A 20,821-nucleotide genomic window follows, 5' to 3' on the forward strand; every position below is an offset into this window, starting at 1 on the left:
CGCGTCATCGATATCAAGCTAGCGCTCTGTGTCTGATGCGAAGTGCATCGCAACAGACGCGAATATCGGCGAGATCGTCGTCCTAAGGCACCAGTACTGTATCCGCCGCCTCCGGCAACAAATCCGGATAATCGGTAATATAATGCAATCCCCGACTTTCCTTCCTTGCCAGAGCCGATTTCACAATCAGGTCCGCCACCTCGATCAGATTGCGCAGCTCGATGAGATCCTGTGTTACACGGAAATTTCCGTAATATTCCTCGACCTCGCCGCGCAGCAGATCAATGCGATGCTGTGCGCGTTCGAGGCGTTTGGTGGTGCGGACGATGCCGACATAATTCCACATGAAGCGGCGGATTTCGGTCCAGGTCTGTTTGATCACGACTTCCTCGTCGCTGTCGGTGACGCGGCTTTCATCCCATGGCCGGATCGCGGGCGGGGCAGGGAGGTCATCCCAATGTTCGGCGATATCCCGCGCTGCGGCGTCGCCGAAGACGAAACATTCGAGCAGGCTGTTTGATGCCAGCCGGTTAGCGCCGTGCAGGCCGCTTTCGCTGGATTCTCCCGCTGCATAAAGACCCGGCAGGTCGGTGCGGCCCGCGAGATCGATCAATATCCCGCCGCAGGTATAATGTTGCGCCGGCACGACCGGGATCGGCCCCTTCGTCATGTCGATGCCCAGCCCGATCAGCTTGTCATAGATGTTGGGGAAATGACCCTTGACGAATTCCGGATCGCGGTGGGAGATGTCGAGATCGACATAGTCGAGCCCAAGCCGCTTGATCTCATGGTCATTGGCGCGCGCAACAATATCGCGGGGGGCCAATTCCATACGTTCCGGATCAAAGCGCTGCATGAAACGATCCCCGGCTTCATCGCCTGCATCGGCCGGCAGTTTGAGATGCCCGCCTTCGCCGCGCACCGCTTCGGTAATCAGGAAATTCTTGACCTCGAGATTATAGAGGCAGGTCGGATGGAACTGCATCATCTCCATATTGGAAACGCGTGCGCCTGCGCGCCACGCCATGGCGATGCCGTCGCCGGTTGCGCCGCGCGGTGCAGTGGAGAATAAATAGGTCCGTCCCGCGCCGCCGCTCGCCATGATTGTCGCGCGCGAGGTCAGCGTTTCGACATGGCCGGTTTCATTGTTGAGCGCGTAGACACCCCAGACATTTTTGGCACCGGTGGGTTCTTCCGCATTGCGATCGACGATCAGGTCAATCGCCACCATATGCGGTCGCAAAGTGATGTTCGGGTTCGCCGCCGCCGTATTCTGCAAGGCTTCCTGCACCGCCCAGCCAGTGGCGTCGTCGACATGAACAATCCGCCGGTGACTATGTCCGCCTTCCCGCGTGAGGTGGAGGACTTCCGCTTCCTTGTTGAACGGGACGCCCATATCTTCCAGCCGTTCGATCGCGGCCGGTGCATTTTCAACCACAAATTCAACCGTCTCGCGGCGATTCAGGCCGGCACCGGCGACCATCGTGTCGTTGATATGATTTTCAAACGTGTCGCCAGCGTCGAGCACCGCAGCAATTCCGCCCTGCGCCCATGACGTGGAGCCACCGGTCAATTCACCCTTGGCAAGTACCAGGACCTTGTGGGTGCGGGCCAATGTGATCGCCGCGCTCAGTCCAGCCGCGCCGGAACCGACAATGATTACGTCGTAGGTCAATTGATAAATTCCGTTCGTCCCGAGCCTGTAGCGCCGCAGGCTACCGCAGGTGAACGACCGCTTCCGGCTGACAGGGGTGGTTCGACAGGTTCACCGCTTACGATCTTTGGGTCGCACACCAGTTTTATGCTGCTTTGGCGCGGGTGAGATTGAGAAACACATCCTCGAGATCCGCTTCCCTTGTCGTGACATCGACAATTGCAAAGCCGCGTTCCTGTATCGCTGCCATCACCCCGCCGGCGTTGGTGCGGTCCTTGTTATAGGTGACTGCCACCGTACGGGGACCGATGATCTCGGCTTTCTCGAACAGATCATTGGCGAAGGAAACGGCGTCCTGTGCCTCGCTGATATCGCGATCCAGCGTCAGCTCGACCAGCTTTTCGCGCGCCATATCGACCAGTTCCGGCGTCGGCTTGTTGGCGATCAGCTTGCCGTGATTGATAATCGCGATACGGTCGCACAGATTTTCCGCTTCTTCGAGATAATGGGTGGTCAGCACGATGGTCACACCGGCCTTGTTGAGATCCACGACATATTCCCAAAGCTGTTGCCGCAAGTCGATATCGACGCCCGCTGTCGGCTCGTCGAGTACCAGAATCGGCGGAGAGTGGACCATGGCCTTGGCTACCAGAAGCCGTCGTTTCATCCCGCCAGACAATGTGCGGGCATAGGCATCGGCCTTGTCTTCCAGGTGGACGGCGCGCAGCAACTCCATCGTCCGGCGCTTTGCTTTCGGGACACCATAGAGTCCTGCCTGCACTTCGAGCGCCTCCGAAGGTGTGAAGAAGGGGTCAAAAATGATCTCCTGCGGCACGATTCCGATCGAGGCTTTTGCGTTGCGGGGACTATCATCTATATCGAAGCCCCAGATGCTCGCGCTACCTGAGGTTTTACGGACCATGCCGGAGAGGATGTTGATCAGCGTCGACTTGCCCGCTCCATTGGGGCCGAGAAGTCCGAAAATCGAACCACGGGGCACATCAAAATTGATATTATCTAGCGCCTGTTTTCCGCCGGCGTAGGTTTTGGAGAGATTCTGGATCGAGATTGCTGCGTCGGTCATTTTTGTCGCATAGCCCGTTTGCCTGTGCCGCGCAAACCTCCGTTGTCAACAAATGATAAAACATGTAAAATCAGCGCCTTAATCAAATTTTAACGCAAAATCTTTGTAGTTGATGAAACAATCTTACCGCATATATTCCGAAATATTGGCCAGAATAGGGAATTCGAACATGCGTTTAGTTTTGCGCAAACTGTCAGGGGTCGCCTTGGCGATAGCGGGGGGTGCCGCTGCAGGGCCGCTCTGTGCGCAGACGGCAGCAGGAGAGTCGGTTGCCGAGATTGCCCAGCCAAGTACGGTGCAAAGATTGCAAGATCTCCAATTTGGCGACATTATTGCCGGTAGTACGGTTTCGACTGTCGTGGTCAATCCTTTCTCTGACGCCCGTTCGATACCGACAGGCAATGCTACCGCATTTGGCGGTACCGTATCGGCGGCCCGCTTTCAGGTATCGGCTCGTCCGCTGATCTACTATCAAATCAATGTGCCGAGTTCGACGACCTTGACCCGCAATGGTGGTTCGCAAACGATGCTCGTGGACAATTTTACGCTGAACGGTGCGTCTATTCGCCTGTTGCCGCTTTTTACCTCGATTGGCAATTTCAAGGTGGGCGGTCGACTGACTGTCGGCGCTGACCAGGAACCCGGCGAATATGAGGGCAGCTTTTCGGTCACGGTCAATTATCTTTGAGTCCATTCCGGATATAGTCCGCGCTCGGACCCAGTGACGGTTAACGCTGATTTAACCATATTGTTCAATCCTATTTGCTTATCTTTTCTATATCGGGATTTCGGTGGGACACAGAGATGATCAAAAGCGGACCGGATGGCGGTCAATAAACAGCGCGGCCATTCTGCCGGTCCTCGCTGCTGCCATTCTTTCTTCTACGGCTGGGGACGCCGCATCCGGCAATGGTCAGAGCCGGACCGAGATTAACCAGGGCGTCAACATCACCAAGAATGCAGACCTGCATTTTGGGAATTTTGCCGCGGGCACGACCCAGAGCCGGTTTACCATCGATCCAGACAATGATGCTTTGGCCCAGTTGAGCGGCAATGCGGTCTCGCTGGGAGGAACCCATACAGCGGCATGGTTCTCGGCTTATGGCTCTCCGCTAGAGCGGGTTCGCATGACCGTTAGCCAGAACCAGATTAATCTGACCCGTGTGGGTGGCACCCAAACGATGCGCGTGGATCAATTTCGCTTGGACGGCGGTAACGGCACACGGAACCGGAATCTGAGTGCCAGCGGCTCGGTTGACTACAAGCTCGGCGGAAGACTCACCATCAACGCCAATCAGGCTGCCGGAGCCTATGTCGGTACGTTTAACATTACGATTGATTATCAATAGCCTGCGCTTCGATCATCAATTCGGTTACCATGAAATTAACTATAGCTGTAAATGCAAATTTGTAGCTTTCGATATAGGGCAGTTTTTGTGAAGACCAGAGACCACACCATACCACGCCTGATCGGCTGCCTGCTGTTCCTACTTGTCGTACTGACAAGTGGACCCGCTGTCCTTGCGCAAACCGATACAGCCGAGACAGATGCAGTGGTTGTCAGTCCGCTTTCTCTCGTCCCGGTCCATGATCTGAATTTCGGGAATCTGATCCCGGGTTTGACTGGCGGGACCGCAAGAGTCAGCACCGCCGGCGTCCGCACCGTGACCGGATCGGTTGTCGCTGCAGGCGGAACGGTAAGTAACGCAGAGTTTCAGGGTTATGGAACGCGTAACCGGTTCGTATATATCACCTCGGGCTCTGGCACCTATCTCCTCAACCGGATTGGCGGCGGCGCCAACATGACGATGCGGTCGCTGACGTTGCAGGCAGACAATCTGACTCCGACATTCCTTCCCGGTCTGTTCCGGATCGCCAGTACAGATGTGATTACGCTTCGTATCGGTGCCACGCTGGACGTAGGTGCCAGCCAACAATCCGGTGTGTACGAAGCGACCTTCCCGATCACCATGAACTATTACTGATATTTGCAGGATTGCGCGATGGTCGATCCATTGCTAATCGCACTAGCATGATAGACGCACCTGAAATTGTCAGAACTGCCAAGAAACGCAACGCTTGCGATGGCGCCACGGATATCCCCGGCGGTGCAGCCCTCGGCCATCCGCGTGTTTGGCTCGAGATAGACGAAAAAGGCTATGTCGATTGCGGCTATTGTGACCGGCGATTCGTTCTGGTTGGTGGTCCCGCAGACGTCACTTCAGCGCTGCCCGAAGAATAATCCGACATAAGGGGTGCAAGGCTCCCGAATCATTTCTATATGTACGGGATGATAAAAAACCTTGATCCCCGCTCATTCCTATATCGTCCAGATGGTCTCGACCCGGAGCGCGCCAAAGCGCTGGTCGCGGGCAGCCTGTCTGCTTGCGACGATGGTGAACTCTATCTGCAATATAGCGCGGTTGAGAGCTTCGGTTTTGACGATGGCCGTCTGAAGACCGCCGACTACAGCACTGACAGCGGCTTTGGCCTGCGCGGCGTGTCGGGCGAGATGACCGGATTTTCCCATAGCAACGAAATCAGCGAGGCGGCGATCAAACGCGCTGCGCAAACATTGCAACTGCTCGATCCGGCCAAAGGCGAAAAAGCCCCGCCACCGCGCGGCAACAACCGGCATCTTTATGGTGAAGCCAATCCGCTGGAAGCTATACCCTTTGCGAAAAAGGTGGCGCTCTGTCAGCAGATTGACGCCGCGGCGCGCGCGCGCGATCCCCGCGTATCCCAGGTCTCTGTCGGCCTATCCGGCAGCTGGAGTGTTGTCGAAATCGTCCGTCCCGACGGCTTTGTCGCGACGGATGTGCGGCCTCTGGTGCGGCTCAACGTATCGATTGTCGCAGAACAAAATGGCCGTCGTGAAAGCGGCAGCTTTGGCATGGGCGGGCGTTATCTCTATGACGATCTGTTCGAGGAAGCGCGCTGGAACCGCGCTGTCGACGAGGCTCTGGCGCAGGCTTTGGTCAATCTCGAAAGCGTCGACGCGCCAGCGGGAGAACAGACAGTGCTGCTCGGCCCCGGCTGGCCCGGAATCATTCTCCACGAAGCGATCGGCCATGGTCTCGAGGGTGACTTCAACCGCAAGGGCACTAGCGCATTTTCCGGCAAGATCGGCCAGCGTGTGGCTGCGCCCGGCGTTACCGTGGTCGACGATGGCTCGATCAGGGAACGACGCGGTTCGCTGAGCATCGATGATGAGGGCACACCGACGCAGGAAAATGTCCTCATCGAGGATGGCATATTGAAATGCTACATGCAGGACCGCCTGAACGCGCGCCTGATGGGTGTGCCTGCAACGGGCAACGGACGGCGCGAAAGCTATGCCCATGCCCCGATGCCGCGAATGACGAATACCTTCATGCGCGGGGGCAATGACGATCCGGCCGAGCTGATGAGCCGCGTGAAGAACGGCATCTACGCCAAAAGCTTTGGCGGCGGACAGGTTGATATCGTCTCGGGCAAATTCGTCTTTTCCTGCACCGAGGCCTATAAAATCGAAAACGGCAAGCTCGGTGCGCCCATCAAGGGTGCCACGCTGATCGGCGACGGTCCGACCGTGCTGACCAAGGTCAGCGGTATCGGCAATGATATGGCGCTCGATGAAGGCATCGGCATGTGTGGCAAGGGCGGGCAATCCGTACCCGCTGGCGTCGGACAGCCGACCTTGCTGGTCGATAGCTTGACGGTTGGAGGGACGGCTTGAGTCCGAATCTGGAATGACAAGACCAAGGATGTCCCGTTGAACTGGCCCGAGGAGATATTGTCATTCTGGTTTCGCGAGCTCGATCCGAAGGACTGGTGGACCAAAAGCGTCGCATTGGACACAATTTGCGAAGTCCGTTTTTTCGAACTGTGGGACGAACAGAAATCCAAGATCGCGTCAGATTTTCTGACGTTGCCTGAAACCGTGCTTGCCGCTGTCATTCTCTTCGATCAAATTCCGCGCAATATGTTCCGCGATAGCGCCAAGGCCTATTCCACCGACCCTCTGGCGCAGCAGATTGCGGAGATGGCGGTCAATCTGGAAATCGACCAGCAACTTCCCGAGGAACAGCGCGCTTTTCTATACATGCCATTCATGCACGCGGAGGATATCCGCCTGCAGAACAAGTCCGTCGCCCTGTTCACGAAACTCGGCAGCAACCAGAAATTTGCCAATGAACATCGCGATGTGATCGCAAAATTCGGTCGATTTCCCCACCGTAACGAGGTCCTGGGGCGGCACTTCCGACCCGGAGAACAGTCCGCGATCGATGACGGGGCGAGTTGGTAGGCCATATGTTGACCGTGGCTGTTAAACAGACTTGGCGAGCATTGAAGCTCTGGCCGGATATCGGGCGGTGGAAAGCCGCTTTCGGCATCGCGCTCCCGGCGGCAGCAATTATGGCGCTGGCCGGATTTCTCGGCGGCTGGCTCGTCGTTGATCCCGTTGGCGATATTTCTGCGGCACTGATTGCAGCTTTTGCCCTGTTCTTCGTTCCGGCCTTTATCGAGGAACTGATCTTTCGCGGTGTCCTGCTATCCTGGCTCGCGCGCTTCTCGCAACGCTGGGGGAGCTGGCTTTCGGCCATATTGTTCATGCTCTGGCATCCGTTGCAGGCGCTGACCTTCGGTCCCCCATGGTCCGCCATTTTCCTGCAACCGTCGTTTCTGTTTGCTACGTTCATACTGGGCATTATATTGACCCATATCCGGATTGTTACGCAGTCGTTGTGGCCCGTGATCGCGATCCACTGGATATTGGTACTGGCTTGGAAACTGTTTTTCGGCGGTCCATTTTACTGAACGGGAATTTGTCGTGGCCGATTTTTTTGATGCGCTGAATGACAATCATATAGCCTTTATCGCCAAGCAGCCGATGTTCTTTGTCGCCACCGCTGCGGCGGACGGCCGGATCAATCTGTCGCCCAAGGGCTATGACGCGTTTCGGGTGCTTGCTCCTGACCGGGTTGCCTATCTGGATCTCGGGGGCTCGGGTAACGAAACCCATGCCCATCTGGTCGCCGATGGCCGGATCACCATCATGTTCAACAATTTTGCCAATCCGGCGCTGATCATGCGCCTCTATGGAACCGGACAGCCGGTTCTGCCACAGGATAGCGGCTGGGAGGAACTGGCCACGCATTTCGACATTCTTCCCGGCACCCGCCAGATTTTCGACATCCATGTAGACAGCATACAGACCAGCTGCGGCTGGGGCGTGCCGCAAATGGACATGAAAGCCGAGCGCGAAACCCTGGTCAAATATCATCGCCAGGCCGATCCAGAAGCATGGGTGGAAAAAACCGCCGAGCGGGTGACAAGTATCGACGGTCTGCCGACACGCGCGTCGGACCGCTATTTTGGCGAGCAATAGATCATGAGTCTGGTGGAACTGTCCCGGCACATGCACGGCGTCGAAGCCGAGATCATCCGTGGTCGGCTGGAAGCCGCCGGGATCGGTGCGGTCTGTTTCGACAGCGGAGTGAATATTGTCGAAGGCGCCGGTATCGCGCTGCCCGCCCGGGTGATGGTGCTGGCAGAGGATCTGGCCGAAGCAAAGGCGATATTGGCCGAGGATGTATCTTTATGAGCGGTGCCGGAAAGATTTCGCTCGCGCTGGGCGGCGGAGCCGGTCTTGGCTGGACCCATATCGGCGTGTTGCGGGCAATTGACAAATCACCGCTGGAAATTGCCGCCATCGCCGGCACATCGATGGGAGCGATTGTCGGCGCCAGCTATGCTGTCGGCAAGCTCGACTATATCGAAGACATGGCGCGCAACGTCAATTTCCGCAACATGCTGCGGTTCATGGACCCGCATTTCAAGCGCGGTGCCGTCATGGGTGCGCGCAATATCCAGAAAGAACTGGAGTCCGAGTTCGGCGATCTCGATTTCGAGGATCTGCCCTTTCCGGTCGCGGCAGTCGCTGCCGACCTGCGCACCGGCGATACGATTGTGATGAAATCTGGCAAGCTGGTACCGGCGATCCGTGCCTCGATGTCGCTGCCCGGCATATTCAAGCCGGTGCAGCATGAAGGACGTTTGCTGGTCGACGGAGGGGCTGCCTTGCCGGTTCCTGTCTCGCCAGTGCGCGAACTGGCACCCATGGCCTTATGCCTGTCGGTTAACCTGCAGGATGATTTCATCAACCGTTCCATCGCAGCCGGAATTGCGGTCAATAATGGCAAGGAACCGAATAGCCTCGCCATCGTCAAGGCATCTGTCGGTCTGTCACTACGCAATCTCGGACGCTATTCCCTGGCCCTCGACCCGCCCGATTTTGCGATGTCGCCGCCAGTCGGCCATATCGATATCCAGAATTTCACTCGCGCCGAGGAATTGATAGATATTGGCCGGCGCGAAACCGAAAAGGTCATCCCGCAAATATTGGCCAAGCTGGCCGAGAGTCGTGCCTAATTATTGTGCACTTGTGCTGCGCTGCACAAAATTTACTCTTTTTTAAGACGATGCTTTTTAAAGAAATCCTTTGAATCCCTAGGCTTACGATTCTGGCACAAGCCTTGCGATGAGTCCCCGTGCAACAACCAAAGGGGGCGTAATGAAATTTATCATAGCCATAATCAAACCGTTCAAGCTTGACGATGTTCGTGAGGCACTGACCGGTGTCGGCGTGTCCGGCATGACCGTAACCGAAGTCAAAGGCTTCGGGCGACAAAAGGGGCAGACCGAAGTCTATCGCGGCGCGGAATATACCACCAACATGGTCCCGAAACTGAAAATCGAAGTGGCGTGCAGCAGCGCTGTCGCGGCCCAGGCGGTCGAAGCCATTCAGGCGGCGGCGGGCACGGAGTCGATTGGCGACGGCAAGATCTTCACGATCGGTCTCGAAGGCGCCGTCCGCATTCGCACCGGTGAAACCGGCGACACAGCAATTTAATCGGGGAAACAGATACTCATGAGAAAATTTTTCACAAAACTGACCGGGACGGCGGCGCTAGCCAGCGTTTCGGTCCCGGCATTTGCCCAGGAGGCTGCCGAGGCGGTAGCCCCGGTGGCAAACCCGGGAAATAACGCCTGGATGATGACCGCTACCATATTGGTCTTGTTGATGATCTTGCCGGGCCTCGCTTTATTTTACGGCGGTCTGACACGCACGAAGAATATGTTGTCGACGATGACGCAAATCGGTGGGGCAGCCTGTCTCGCCATGCTGATCTGGGTTATGTACGGCTATGGTCTGGCGTTCGGACCGGAGGGCAATGCCTTCATCAGTTGGGGCAAGTTTTTCCTCTCTGGCGTAGATAGTTCCAGCACGGCAGCAACATTCTCCGACGAAGTGATCTCGGAATATGTGTTCATCTCCTTCCAGATGACCTTCGCGGCCATCACCCTGGCGCTCGTGCTCGGGTCGGTTGTTGAGCGGATGAAATTCTCTGCGGTCATGGTGTTCGGCGCGGTCTGGTTGACGATCGTCTATTTCCCGATTGCCCATATGGTCTGGGCCGGCGGCGGATTGCTCTTTGAAATGGGCGCTCTCGACTTTGCCGGTGGTACTGTGGTGCACATCAACGCCGGTGTATCGGCTCTGGTTGCTGCTCTCATTCTCGGTAACCGCAAGGGCTATCCAAAAGAACCAATGGCTCCCCACAGTCTGACGCTGACCATGATCGGTACCGGACTGCTCTGGGTTGGTTGGTTCGGCTTTAACGCTGGTTCCGAACTGGAAGCAGACGGCACAGCCGGCCTTGCGATGATCAACACCTTCGTTGCCACCGCTTCGGGCGCCCTGTTCTGGATGCTGGCTGAAAAGCTGAGCGGTCACAAGGGATCGGCACTGGGCTTCTGTTCAGGCGTAATCGCCGGTCTGGTTGCGGTAACACCTGCAGCGGGTAACAGCGGACCTTTCGGCGCCATTGTCCTCGGTGCGGTTGCATCGCTGGTGTGCTACTATGCGGTTTCCTTCTTGAAACCGAAACTTGGCTATGATGACTCGCTGGACGCTTTCGGCATCCACGGCATCGGCGGCATGGTCGGTGCGATCGGTACCGGCATCGTCTATCAGCCAATGTTTGGCGGACCTGGCGACGGTTCTACTGCCATGGGCGCACAGGTTGTCACCCAGATCATCGGTGTGTTGGTCACAATCGGTTGGGCTGGCATCGGTACGGCTATCGCGATGTTTGTCGCCAAGCTGGTCACCGGCCTGCGGGTTTCCGAAGAAGTCGAGCAAGAAGGTCTCGATCTCGGCGAACATGGTGAGCGCGCTTACAACTACTAATTCCCGAGTTTGGCGCCGGCCTTCTCCTCCCAAATTGAGGTCGGCGCCTCACATTGTTCCTCCTGCGAACAAACAACTTTATGGCCGGTGATGTATAACATCCCGGCCATTTTTTTATCTGGGTAGGCAAAAAAGAGAGTCTTGGCCCTGTCGGAGCCCTCAGGCGAAGGACTTCCGGATCAGCGTCAGGCTGATGACCTGAAGGTCGTAGGTTCAAATCCTACTCCCGCAACCAACATTCCCAAGGTATCAAAACATTATACGCCTCGCTGCCAACAGTATTCTTGCGAAGCGTATCGAAAAATCGTGGATAGTCCGTCCGATCTCGCCCTGGCATTAACCGGAGCGGGGCAGTTGGGCTGACGCGCATCGGTGCACTCTGCATGGCGCATGTCAATGCCCGCTACCCGACTTGGAAACACATTCTGTGGGTTTTGGTGGAGCGTCGGCGTCTTGCGTTTTCAGACATTTACCGTCCGGGGGCGACTGGCCGTGGAAAAATGTATCTAAATATTCGCGTCCTGCGTGTAATCTCGATCAGCATGTTTACGGTGAAGAGCAAATCAAGATTGAAATTGACACCGGTTACCAAGGCCAATAGAAAGGTGCGCAAGATACGCTTCGACTGACCGCCAATAGACAAGGGAAATATCCGCGATGTTCAAGAAAACCTACCATGCAACCCATCCGGACATGATGGAATCTGTGGATAATGACGCGCTTGTCGACCGTCATCTGGTCAGCGGCATGTTCGAGGAAGGCAAGGTCAACCTCAACTATTCGCATAACGAGCGCTTTGTGATCGGCGGCGCGGTTCCGGGGGCAGCGCCGTTGGATATGCCTGTGCAGTCAGAGCCTGAATCGGCCAAGGGCCATCCGTTTCTCGAGCGTCGCGAAATGGCCGCAGTGAATATCGGCACGGCGGGCAAGATCACTGTTGATGGCGAAAGCTTTGCGATGGGCAACAAGGAATGTCTCTATATTCCGATGGGGTCGAAGGACATTAGGTTCGAAGGCCAAGGCGCGCGTTTCTATCTGGCTTCGCTGCCCGCACACAAGACGTTGCCAATCAAGCATATCACGCTCGATCAGGCCAATCCGCTCGAGCGCGGTGATCTCGCCAATTCAAACCAGCGGACTATCTATCAGCTCGTCATCCCGGGCGTCTGTGACAGCGCGCAACTGCTGCTCGGACTGACCGTGCTTGAAGAAGGCAGCGTATGGAACACCATGCCGCCGCATCTGCACGACCGGCGCAGCGAGATTTACATGTATTTCGACATGCCCGAAGAAAGCGACCGCGTGTTCCATTATATGGGCGAGCCGGAAAGCATGCGGCATATCGTTATCGCCAATGAAGAGGCTGTGATCAGTCCGCCCTGGTCGATCCACATGGGTTCGGGGACCAAGAAATATGCCTTCATCTGGGCGATGGGCGGCGAAAATCTGGACTATACCGACATGAATGTTCTGGATATCTGCCAGTTGAAATGACCACTATGTTCGATCTGAGCGGGAAGACCGCTATTGTGACCGGTGCCAATACCGGCATCGGTCAGGGCATCGCTCTGGCTCTTGCCGAGGCCGGTGCCAATATCGCGGCGGTTGGCCGCTCGCCAGCGACCGAGACGGTCGAGAAAGCACGGGCGCTTGGCCGTCAGGCGGAGGTTGTCTCTGCCGATCTTTCGACCATCGAGCCCGTCGACCGGATCGTCGACGAGACAAAAGAAAAGCTCGGTAGCATCGATATTCTCGTCAACAACGCCGGTATCATCCGCCGCAACGACGCGGTTGATTTCACCGAGGATGACTGGGATGCGGTGATCGACACCAATCTGAAAAGCCTGTTTTTCCTGTGTCAGGCCGCAGGGCGCGAGATGATTGCGGCGCACGAGGCGAACGGCCGCATCGGCAAGATCATCAATATCGCCTCGATGCTGACCTTTCAGGGCGGCATACGCGTGCCCAGCTACACCGCGTCCAAATCAGGCGTGGGCGGGCTGACCAAGCTGCTGGCCAATGAATGGGCCTCCAAGGGGGTTTGCGTCAACGCAATCGCCCCGGGCTATATCGCGACCAACAACACCGCCGCCCTGCAATCCGATGAAAGCCGCAACCGGCAGATTATGGAGCGGATACCCGCAGGCCGCTGGGGCGATCCTTCCGATCTGGGCGGAGCGGCTGTCTTCCTGGCGTCAAGCGCGTCCAACTATGTGCAGGGGCACATATTGGCGGTCGATGGTGGCTGGCTCGCACGCTAGATTTCGCTCGACCCGCCGAGCCGTGCTTGGCGGGATCGCGGCCTTTGTCGCGAGTGCTGGCGGCGTCCATGCTACAACAATATCGTCTCCCACGATCGATGCGCCGGCCGGCCGCTATCTGGGGAGCGTCCAATATGACCCGGTCGACAAGCTGACAATCAAGGCCAAGCGCTTTGCCGGTATCCGCTATGCGCGAGCGGAACGCTTTCGGGCACCGCAGCCGGTCATCGGCGCGGACCAGGCGGCGGGCGGCGGATTTGGCCCGGCCTGCCCGCAAGTCGGCAGCAGATACCAGCCGCAATCGGAGGACTGCCTGTTCCTCAACGTCTGGACACCCGCTGCTGACTCAAAAAAGGCACGGCCGGTCATGGTCTATTTCCATGGCGGTGCCTATTCGAACGGCAGCGTGACCGATCCGGTCAATGATGGCACGAACCTGGCGGCGGGCGGCGACGTGGTCGTCGTTACCGTTAACCACCGGCTCAATGCGTTCGGCTATCTCTATATGCCCGAGCGTTTCCCGGACAGCGGCAACAACGGGCAACTGGACCTGATTGTCGCGTTGGAATGGGTGCAACGCAACATCGCGTCATTCGGCGGTGATCCCGGCAATATCACTGTGTTTGGCCAGTCGGGTGGCGGCGCAAAAATCGCTACGCTGATGGCCATGCCCGCAGCAAAAGGTCTGTTCCACAAAGCGATCACAATGTCGGGTCAGCAGGTGACGGCTTCAGGGCCGCTCAACGCATCCGAACGCAGGCGGGCGTTTCTCGCAGCGCTCGGCGAAAATGTCGATCCGGCAACGGCGCCGGTCGAGCAATTGACAGAGGCGCTTTCCGCGATCGATCCAGTTCTAGGTGGCGGTGTCTACATGGGGCCGGTGCTGGATATGCAGCATTTGATGCGGCACCCTTTCTGGCCGGATGCCGCGCCGCAATCCAACCATATCCCGATGATGCTCGGCAACACGATCATGGAGACGCGCGCTTTTTACAACCCGGACAAACCTCCGATTGCAGGCCTGACCATGGATAATCTGGCCGAACGGATCGCGCCGCAAATGCGGGTCGATATCCGGCCCGACTGGGTAGTGGCACAATTTCGTGCCCGCTATCCCGATGCCAAGCCACTCGAACTGTTCCACCGCATCGTTACCGCCGCGCGCAGCTGGCGCGGGCAGGTCGAGGAAGCCGAAGCCCGGGCAAAGGCAGGACCGCCAGCTGCGGACCGGACCTTCGTCTACCAGCTGAATTTCGAGCAGGCCAAGCATACCGATGATATTGCCCTGTCTTTCGGGACAGTCGCCGACCCCACGGCTGCGCAACGGGCGATGAGTGATCACTTGATGGCCGCATTTGTTACCTTCGCCCGCACCGGTAATCCCGGTTGGGCGCCCTATGACATGGCGATGCGCAAGACGATGATTTTCGATGAAGATAGCCGGGTCGAGCGCGATCCGCGAAAATGGGAACGGGAGCTGTTTGCGACCGTGCCCTATATCCAGCCGGGAAGTTGAAAACACAGGAGAGAGATAATGAAATATATGATTCCGATTGCAATTGGCTGCGCGATGCTGGCCGCTTGTTCAAAGCAGGCCGATGAAGCCGAGCAGCCGGCGATACTGGAAGCCGGCCCGGAAGCCACGATCACGCAAGTCGATGATATTCCCGATGCGGTGCGCTCTGCTGCGCTGGCAGAAATTCCGGGTATGGTGATCAGCGAGGCCGAACGGAAAGAGCGTGACGGCATGGTCTTCTATGATGTGGAAGGAACGCGGCCCGATGGCAGCGAAGTCGAGCTGGACATGCTGGAGGAAAACGGCGCCTATGTGGTGGTCGAGGTGCAGCGCGATCTGGCCTGGGCCGATGTCCCTGAAACCGCCCGTGCGGCGGCGCCAGCAGGCCTGTTCACGCCGGTGCGGGTGATCGAGAGCCTGCAGCGGGACGGAACGGTGATTTATGAACTGTTTCAGGACGGCAATCCGAAAGAACCATCTGCTGAAATTGCCGTGAAAGACGGCAAGGCGGAAATGCTCACCGAACGCTGGAAATATTGATCGCAAGCGGGATGCGGCGCTCAGAGCAGCTTCTGGGCGCCCATCCAGCTCCATAGAAGCTCCGGCCAGATAGCAACCGGTAGCCCCGCGGTTTTCATCAGTCCGAAGCCATGTCCGCCCTTCTCGAAATAATGCGCCTCTACCGGTGTACCGATGCTGCTGGTCGCTTCGTGCAAACGCTTGCTGTTGGCGACAGGAACGACATCGTCATCCTCGGCATGGAGCAGGAACAGGGGTGGCATGTCCTTGCGGACATTTTGCTCGGGAGAATAAAGTGCGGTCAGGGCGGCATCCGGCTTTGCGCCGATCAGCCGGTCGCGGCTGCCGATATGGGCGATCGCCGGATCCATCGATACGACCGGATAAATCGCTACCAGCGCATCAGGGCGGGCGGGGGCCGCGTCCGCACTATCTACTGGATCATAGACGCCAGTATCAAAGCGTGTCAGCAGGCTGGCGGCAACATGCCCGCCCGCCGAAAAACCAGTGAATGCAACGCGCGCCGGATTGATCCGGTCCAGTTCCGCACGGCTTCTGACCAGCCGAACCGCGCGCTGGGCGTCGGCCAGCGGCACGTCCTTGCCGTTTGCCCAGCCGTCTGCGGGCAAACGATAGAATAGAACATAGACTGTGGTTCCGCGGTCCCGCAAAAACCGAGCCAGTTCATAACCTTCCTTGTCTATCACGCAGTAACGATATCCCCCGCCCGGCGCGATGATCACCGCCGCGCCATTGGGCACGTCTGGCCGGAAAATATCGAGACCCGGTCGGGCAATATTCTGTGCGATGCGGTCACTGGCCAGGGGATCATCGCTGCGTTGAACGATTTCCTCGGCAAGTCCGTCCGGGATATCCAACGCGTCGTCCGGCCAGAGAAACAGGCTGTCGTCCGGGTGTATATCGTCGGGCCTGTTCCATCCGGATTTGCCGGTAGAACAGCTATCAGCCAATGGCGTCTGCGACTCGGACCGGCGGCTGCCTGCGACAATGGCAAGACTGGCCAATGATCCGCCCAATAATGTTCGCCGATTGAGCATCATGCTCTCACAGCACTTCCGGGGTGCTCATTTGCCCGTCTCGCGCATCGCCGCGTCACGTTCGCTCAGGTTCTCCGCCGGAGCAGGGGATGTCTGGCCGGGATATAGTCCGGACAAGGGTTCCATTGTGGCCAGATCCCAGAGACTTTCATCGAACACCGCGCGGACGGGCTCTGTCACTTCGGGATAAGCGCTGACCTCATTTTCGTCATCGATGATGTCCCCGCGGCCTTCCGCAACGAAAAACAATATGCGGATTTCCTCCTTGTCCCGTGCCCATGGTCTGGCGCCGACGCTTGCCAGCACCGACGTTTCGACATCGCGTGAGGGCAGGATGCGCATATCGTCAGTCGATGCCATTGGTGTTTTCACTGTGACCAGCTTGGCTTGCGTTTCACCATATCGACCGAACATCGGCAGCGCCTCGCCATGCCGGTCGACCGCCAGATTGTCCCGACCATAATATTTCAGGTCGCCATCGCCGCCAAGCATCAGGAACGGCAATCCTTCGTTGGTATCATTACCGCCGCGCATGACATTGCCGATCGCGGTTATCTCTCCGGTCACATATTCATGCCCCGCCCATTCGAGGTTCATCAGATTATAGTGCACGGCACGATGGCCGGGATTATAAATGACGTTATTGACCATCAGGCCCTGCGCGCCACCTTTCAAAAGCGGATTGCGTTCGACATTATGCGCCCACAGGTTGCGATAGAAGACGATGCCGGTGGCATTGTCGTGGATCAGCGATCCCTTGCTGTGCTCGCCTTTGGGGTGGCTGGCATCGGCCAGGCCTTCGGCGGCAAGATTGTTCGAAAAAGTGATGTTGCGACTGGTTCCCTGCCGCCATTCTTCGACAGAGTTGCCGGTAAAGCGGGGACCCGACGCGGACATATTCTCATCAATCGCCCACAGGAAGGTGCATTGATCGACGATCACATTGCGGGCGCTTACGGTGGAAAAAGCGTCTGCTTCCCACCCGCTGCGTTTGGGTTGTCCGTCGACACCGGTATAGACGCGCAAATGACGGATAATCACATCATGGGTTCTGACATCGATACCGCTTTTTATAATGGTTATGCCTGGTCCGGGCGCTGTTTGACCGGCTATCGTGACATAAGGTTCGTCAATCGCCAGATTTGTCCTGCCCATGTCGATAACACCGGCAACTTCGAAGACAATGATTCGCGGACCTTTTTGCGCGATAGCCGCTTTTAGCGACCCTGGACCATCTGGGGCGAGCGTCGTAACCCGGACGATTTTTCCACCGGCTCCGCCTCTGGTTTGCGCTGCCGGGCCTACGGCACCGGGAAATGCGGAACTGTCTTGCGCGTTTGCATTCGACGGCTGCAGGACGATTATTCCTGCCAATGTGAGTGATAATAGCATCAGTTTTTTGATCATTTTTTCTCTCCCAATAATTCTCCCTTGACATAAGTTTTAAGAAGCAGCAATAAGAATGACACCGGTTACCGTATAAAGCCGGATCGAAATTAGCGTGAATGGAGGAGAGGCATGACCAATTGGTTCCACTTTTCTGAAAATTATGTAGCAACCTGTCAGCTGTTTTTTTGACTCGGTAAGTAACCGGTGTCATTTTTGCTAGCATGGCGGAATTTTGAAAAATTTTTGGGAGGAAATAAGATGAAAAATAATTTTGGACATGCGCGCTCTCGCTGCCTGATCAAGCTGGTTGGCGGTGTATCGCTGGCAGCGATGGCTACTATGCCGGCATTCGCGCAAGACGAAGATGCTGCGGATGAAGCAGTCGCCGAAAATGATGTGATCGTTGTTACCGGTTTTCGTGCCTCGCTCGACAAGGCGCTTGATGAAAAACGCAACAGCACGGCAGCCGTCGACGTCATTATCGCAGAAGATATTGCCAAATTTCCTGATCAAAACCTGGCTGAATCATTGCAGCGTATTCCTGGCATCTCGATCCAGAGGGATGCTGGCGAAGGACGGGCAATTACCGTTCGCGGCCTGGGTGCACAATTTACCCGCGTCCGCCTGAACGGGATGGAAACAATCGCGACTTCGACCGACGGCGCTTCCGCAAACCGCGACCGCGCTTTTGACTTTAACGTGTTTGCTTCGGAGCTTTTTTCCTCGCTTGTTGTCCACAAGACGGCATCGGCATCGCTTGATGAAGGCTCGCTGGGCGCAGTTGTTGATTTGAACACGGGAAATCCGCTGGGGGGCAAAGAGGGCCTCACCTTGGTGGCTTCCGCACAAGGCCGTTACAATGACCTGTCGAAAGAATTGTCGCCGCGCCTCGCCGGCTTGGTTGCCTGGTCCAACGCAGATCAGACCTTTGGTGTCTCGGCATCGGTGGCTTGGTCGAAATATACGACCGAAGAACTTGGCAATAACACCGTCCGTTGGGCGCAAGCACCTTTCCGCAGCGTTGACGGCGTTACCTGCATGGCCGGGTCCAATTTTGTAGCCAATCCTTCGGCTGCGTGCATCGAGGTCGCCGAAGCCTTCCATCCGCGAATTCCGCGCTATGGTCTGGTCAGTCATGACCGCGAGCGGCTCGGTGCAACCGGTTCACTGCAATGGGAACCCAGCGACAGCACCAAAATCTCGATCGACGGTCTCTATTCCAATTTCAAGGAAACCCGCGACGAATATTGGGGAGAAGTATTGGCGCGCAGCAACGAACGCACGATCGATATTTCCAACTATACAATCGATGCAAATAATAATTTGATCTCTGCTGATCTCGACAATGTTTATGTGCGTACCGAACGCTATTCACGTGAGAGCGAGACGGAATTCTATCAGGTCTCGGGCAAGATCGAGCAAGCGCTGACAGATGTGTTGAAAGTCAATCTGCTCGGCGGATTTTCAAAATCCACGGCCGATATTCCGGTCGAGACTACTTTGGCATTTGATGACAGGGACGCGACCGGCTATAGTTATGACTATACCAATATGAAAACACCGGTATTGTCATTTGGCCCCGGAATAGATGATCCTGCCGCATTCCAGCTGGCCGAATTTCGTGACCGGCCTTCGTTCCTCACCAACAAGTTCAAAACCTTTGCGGGTGATTTGGAATGGGATGTAACGGAAGGCTTTCAGCTTCTGGCTGGCGGTTTCTATCGTCAGTTCGATTTCGAGACGATCGGTTTCCGCCGGGACAACCAGTATTGCTCGGCATTCACCTGCGCACCCGGTGCTTATGGTGCGCCGGTGACGGCTGCACTTTCCGAGATGTTCAACCTGGGTGATGCTGGTCAGCCGGCCGGAAATACCAATAGCTGGATCGTTCCGGATCTGGCGGCAGGGACGGCATTTATCGATCTGTACAATATTCCCGGGGTTCTTCAGCAGGGCGAGCAGCGTTCTGTCACCGAAAAAACCAAAGGTGGCTGGTTCATGACCAATTTCGAAAGCAGTGTCTTCGGGATGAGAATGACCGGTAATGCCGGCGTACGCTATGCGAAGACGAACCAGTCATCGTCCGGTTTTACCGACGGCACCTTCGTGACTGTGAAACGCAGCTATGATGACTGGTTGCCATCTTTCAACGTCAATTTCTTTCCCGCGGACAATATCATCCTGCGCGGTGCGATCGCCAAGGTCATTACGCGGCCAACGCTTGGCAGCCTGACACCAGGGGGGACGATCGATCCGTTCAACTTCCGGATCACTTCGGGCAATCCTTTCCTGGAACCGTATCGGGCAACGACCTATGATGTGGCGGCGGAATGGTATTTTGCTCCGGGGGCGATTGCTTCAATCGCACTTTTCTCGAAAGATATCGTCAGCTTCCCGATCTCGACATCGTTACAGGGAACCTACGCATCGAGTGGCCTGCCGACTTCGCTGCTGACACCAGGAACGCCAGCTTATGACGCGATTGTTACGGGAACAGATCCAAATCGTCAGTTTGAATTCCGGACGACCGGCAACGGCCCTGGAGCAAATCTCAAGGGTATGGAAATCTCGCTGCAATTGCCATTCTCCGTATTTTCGGAATCGTTGAAATATTTCGGCGTGCTGGGCAATCTGACTTTGGTAAAAAGCGACGTCGACTACAGCGTTGCGGGGCCGCTGGCTTATGATCCCGGGACAAATCGCCTCGTTGCTCAACCAAATGGTGACTATACCCAGCCGTTATTGGGTCTTGCCAAGCGAGCCTGGAATGCGACGGCATATTATGATGACGGCAAATTCTCCGTACGATCGTCGGTCGCCTATCGTAGCGGTTATAATGATAGCACGAGCGGCAACAACAATGTGTTTGAGGGCTATGGTAGTTCGCTCAACGTGGATGCATCGATCCGCTATCAGTTGACCGACAATCTCGAGCTCTCGGTCGAGGGTAGCAATTTGACTGACGATTATCGCTATCGTTTCACCGATCTCGAAGCAAACCGTAATTATGAAAACAACCATTATGGCCGGACCTTCATGTTTGGTGCGCGCTATAAAATGTGAGCTCTAGTTTAGTAATTTCGTCGACAGGGTCGCAAACGAAG

Annotated in this window: 22 protein-coding genes; 18 read left to right on the forward strand and 4 right to left on the reverse strand. The window is 56.6% G+C overall.

From position 1 onward, the window contains the following. Nucleotides 1-82 precede the first annotated feature (82 nt). Nucleotides 83-1,684 (reverse strand): L-aspartate oxidase, encoded by a 1,602-nt coding sequence (gene nadB, locus AACZ86_RS08520; protein WP_339691469.1) that lies wholly within the window; start codon nucleotides 1,682-1,684, stop codon nucleotides 83-85. A 115-nt stretch (nucleotides 1,685-1,799) separates the two neighbouring features. Next, nucleotides 1,800-2,738: an ABC transporter ATP-binding protein gene (locus AACZ86_RS08525; RefSeq protein WP_339691381.1), complete on the reverse strand. Its 939-nt coding sequence runs from the start codon at nucleotides 2,736-2,738 to the stop codon at nucleotides 1,800-1,802. 169 nt (nucleotides 2,739-2,907) lie between these two features. On the opposite strand from AACZ86_RS08525, the gene AACZ86_RS08530 reads away from it, so the two are divergent. From AACZ86_RS08530 to AACZ86_RS08610, 17 genes are all read left to right on the forward strand, one after another. Then, nucleotides 2,908-3,426 carry a DUF4402 domain-containing protein gene (locus AACZ86_RS08530; protein WP_339691383.1) on the forward strand — a complete coding sequence of 173 codons (519 nt, stop codon included), beginning with the start codon at nucleotides 2,908-2,910 and terminating at the stop codon, nucleotides 3,424-3,426. 103 nt (nucleotides 3,427-3,529) lie between these two features. Then, entirely contained in the window at nucleotides 3,530-4,087 is a 558-nt protein-coding gene (locus AACZ86_RS08535) for a DUF4402 domain-containing protein (protein ID WP_339691385.1), read from the forward strand. Nucleotides 4,088-4,174: 87 nt separating this feature from the next. Beyond that, entirely contained in the window at nucleotides 4,175-4,723 is a 549-nt protein-coding gene (locus tag AACZ86_RS08540; protein ID WP_339691387.1) for a DUF4402 domain-containing protein, read from the forward strand. A gap of 47 nt (nucleotides 4,724-4,770) precedes the next feature. Next, complete coding sequence (locus AACZ86_RS08545) at nucleotides 4,771-4,980, forward strand: zinc-finger domain-containing protein (protein WP_339691389.1); 210 nt, start codon at nucleotides 4,771-4,773, stop codon at nucleotides 4,978-4,980. Between the two features lie 48 nt (nucleotides 4,981-5,028). Continuing rightward, nucleotides 5,029-6,456 carry a metalloprotease TldD gene (gene tldD / locus AACZ86_RS08550; protein WP_339691391.1) on the forward strand — a complete coding sequence of 476 codons (1,428 nt, stop codon included), beginning with the start codon at nucleotides 5,029-5,031 and terminating at the stop codon, nucleotides 6,454-6,456. A gap of 36 nt (nucleotides 6,457-6,492) precedes the next feature. Beyond that, a complete protein-coding gene (locus tag AACZ86_RS08555) occupies nucleotides 6,493-7,026 on the forward strand; it encodes a DUF924 family protein (RefSeq protein ID WP_339691394.1) in 534 nt (177 codons plus the stop codon). Nucleotides 7,027-7,040: 14 nt separating this feature from the next. Then, on the forward strand, nucleotides 7,041-7,538 hold the full coding sequence (locus AACZ86_RS08560) for a CPBP family glutamic-type intramembrane protease (protein ID WP_339691396.1): 498 nt from the start codon (nucleotides 7,041-7,043) through the stop codon (nucleotides 7,536-7,538). Nucleotides 7,539-7,551: 13 nt separating this feature from the next. After that, nucleotides 7,552-8,109, forward strand: coding sequence for a pyridoxamine 5'-phosphate oxidase family protein (locus tag AACZ86_RS08565; RefSeq protein WP_339691398.1), 558 nt, complete (start codon nucleotides 7,552-7,554; stop codon nucleotides 8,107-8,109). Nucleotides 8,110-8,112: 3 nt separating this feature from the next. Then, entirely contained in the window at nucleotides 8,113-8,325 is a 213-nt protein-coding gene (locus AACZ86_RS08570) for a DUF2007 domain-containing protein (protein WP_335652069.1), read from the forward strand. Then, entirely contained in the window at nucleotides 8,322-9,152 is an 831-nt protein-coding gene (locus tag AACZ86_RS08575; protein WP_339691403.1) for a patatin-like phospholipase family protein, read from the forward strand. Before AACZ86_RS08570 ends, AACZ86_RS08575 begins: the two co-directional genes overlap by 4 nt. 142 nt (nucleotides 9,153-9,294) lie before the next feature. Continuing rightward, nucleotides 9,295-9,633 (forward strand): P-II family nitrogen regulator, encoded by a 339-nt coding sequence (locus AACZ86_RS08580; protein ID WP_176278083.1) that lies wholly within the window; start codon nucleotides 9,295-9,297, stop codon nucleotides 9,631-9,633. A gap of 18 nt (nucleotides 9,634-9,651) precedes the next feature. Further along, the gene (locus tag AACZ86_RS08585) at nucleotides 9,652-10,974 is read left to right on the forward strand and encodes an ammonium transporter (protein ID WP_339691408.1); all 1,323 of its coding nucleotides are present in this window, start codon (nucleotides 9,652-9,654) and stop codon (nucleotides 10,972-10,974) included. 383 nt (nucleotides 10,975-11,357) lie between these two features. Continuing rightward, nucleotides 11,358-11,603, forward strand: coding sequence for a hypothetical protein (locus tag AACZ86_RS08590; RefSeq protein ID WP_339691410.1), 246 nt, complete (start codon nucleotides 11,358-11,360; stop codon nucleotides 11,601-11,603). 28 nt (nucleotides 11,604-11,631) lie between these two features. Continuing rightward, nucleotides 11,632-12,468, forward strand: a complete 837-nt coding sequence (kduI, locus tag AACZ86_RS08595) for a 5-dehydro-4-deoxy-D-glucuronate isomerase (RefSeq protein WP_339691412.1) — start codon at nucleotides 11,632-11,634, stop codon at nucleotides 12,466-12,468. After that, entirely contained in the window at nucleotides 12,465-13,235 is a 771-nt protein-coding gene (kduD, locus tag AACZ86_RS08600; RefSeq protein WP_339691414.1) for a 2-dehydro-3-deoxy-D-gluconate 5-dehydrogenase KduD, read from the forward strand. The genes kduI and kduD overlap by 4 nt, the downstream gene beginning before the upstream one ends. After that, nucleotides 13,216-14,751 carry a carboxylesterase family protein gene (locus AACZ86_RS08605; RefSeq protein WP_339691415.1) on the forward strand — a complete coding sequence of 512 codons (1,536 nt, stop codon included), beginning with the start codon at nucleotides 13,216-13,218 and terminating at the stop codon, nucleotides 14,749-14,751. Before kduD ends, AACZ86_RS08605 begins: the two co-directional genes overlap by 20 nt. An 18-nt stretch (nucleotides 14,752-14,769) precedes the next feature. Continuing rightward, nucleotides 14,770-15,291 carry a PepSY domain-containing protein gene (locus AACZ86_RS08610; RefSeq protein WP_339691418.1) on the forward strand — a complete coding sequence of 174 codons (522 nt, stop codon included), beginning with the start codon at nucleotides 14,770-14,772 and terminating at the stop codon, nucleotides 15,289-15,291. Nucleotides 15,292-15,311: 20 nt separating this feature from the next. On the opposite strand, the gene AACZ86_RS08615 is transcribed toward AACZ86_RS08610, so the two are convergent. Both AACZ86_RS08615 and AACZ86_RS08620 read right to left on the reverse strand, forming a co-directional pair. Next, nucleotides 15,312-16,331 carry an alpha/beta hydrolase gene (locus AACZ86_RS08615; protein ID WP_339691421.1) on the reverse strand — a complete coding sequence of 340 codons (1,020 nt, stop codon included), beginning with the start codon at nucleotides 16,329-16,331 and terminating at the stop codon, nucleotides 15,312-15,314. 24 nt (nucleotides 16,332-16,355) lie between these two features. Then, nucleotides 16,356-17,735, reverse strand: coding sequence for a pectate lyase (locus AACZ86_RS08620; protein WP_339691424.1), 1,380 nt, complete (start codon nucleotides 17,733-17,735; stop codon nucleotides 16,356-16,358). 240 nt (nucleotides 17,736-17,975) lie between these two features. On the opposite strand from AACZ86_RS08620, the gene AACZ86_RS08625 reads away from it, so the two are divergent. Continuing rightward, the gene (locus AACZ86_RS08625) at nucleotides 17,976-20,780 is read left to right on the forward strand and encodes a TonB-dependent receptor (RefSeq protein WP_339691426.1); all 2,805 of its coding nucleotides are present in this window, start codon (nucleotides 17,976-17,978) and stop codon (nucleotides 20,778-20,780) included. Nucleotides 20,781-20,821 lie beyond the last annotated feature (41 nt).

This window comes from uncultured Parasphingorhabdus sp., from assembly GCF_963975735.1.
In the GTDB taxonomy this organism is placed as follows: domain Bacteria; phylum Pseudomonadota; class Alphaproteobacteria; order Sphingomonadales; family Sphingomonadaceae; genus Parasphingorhabdus.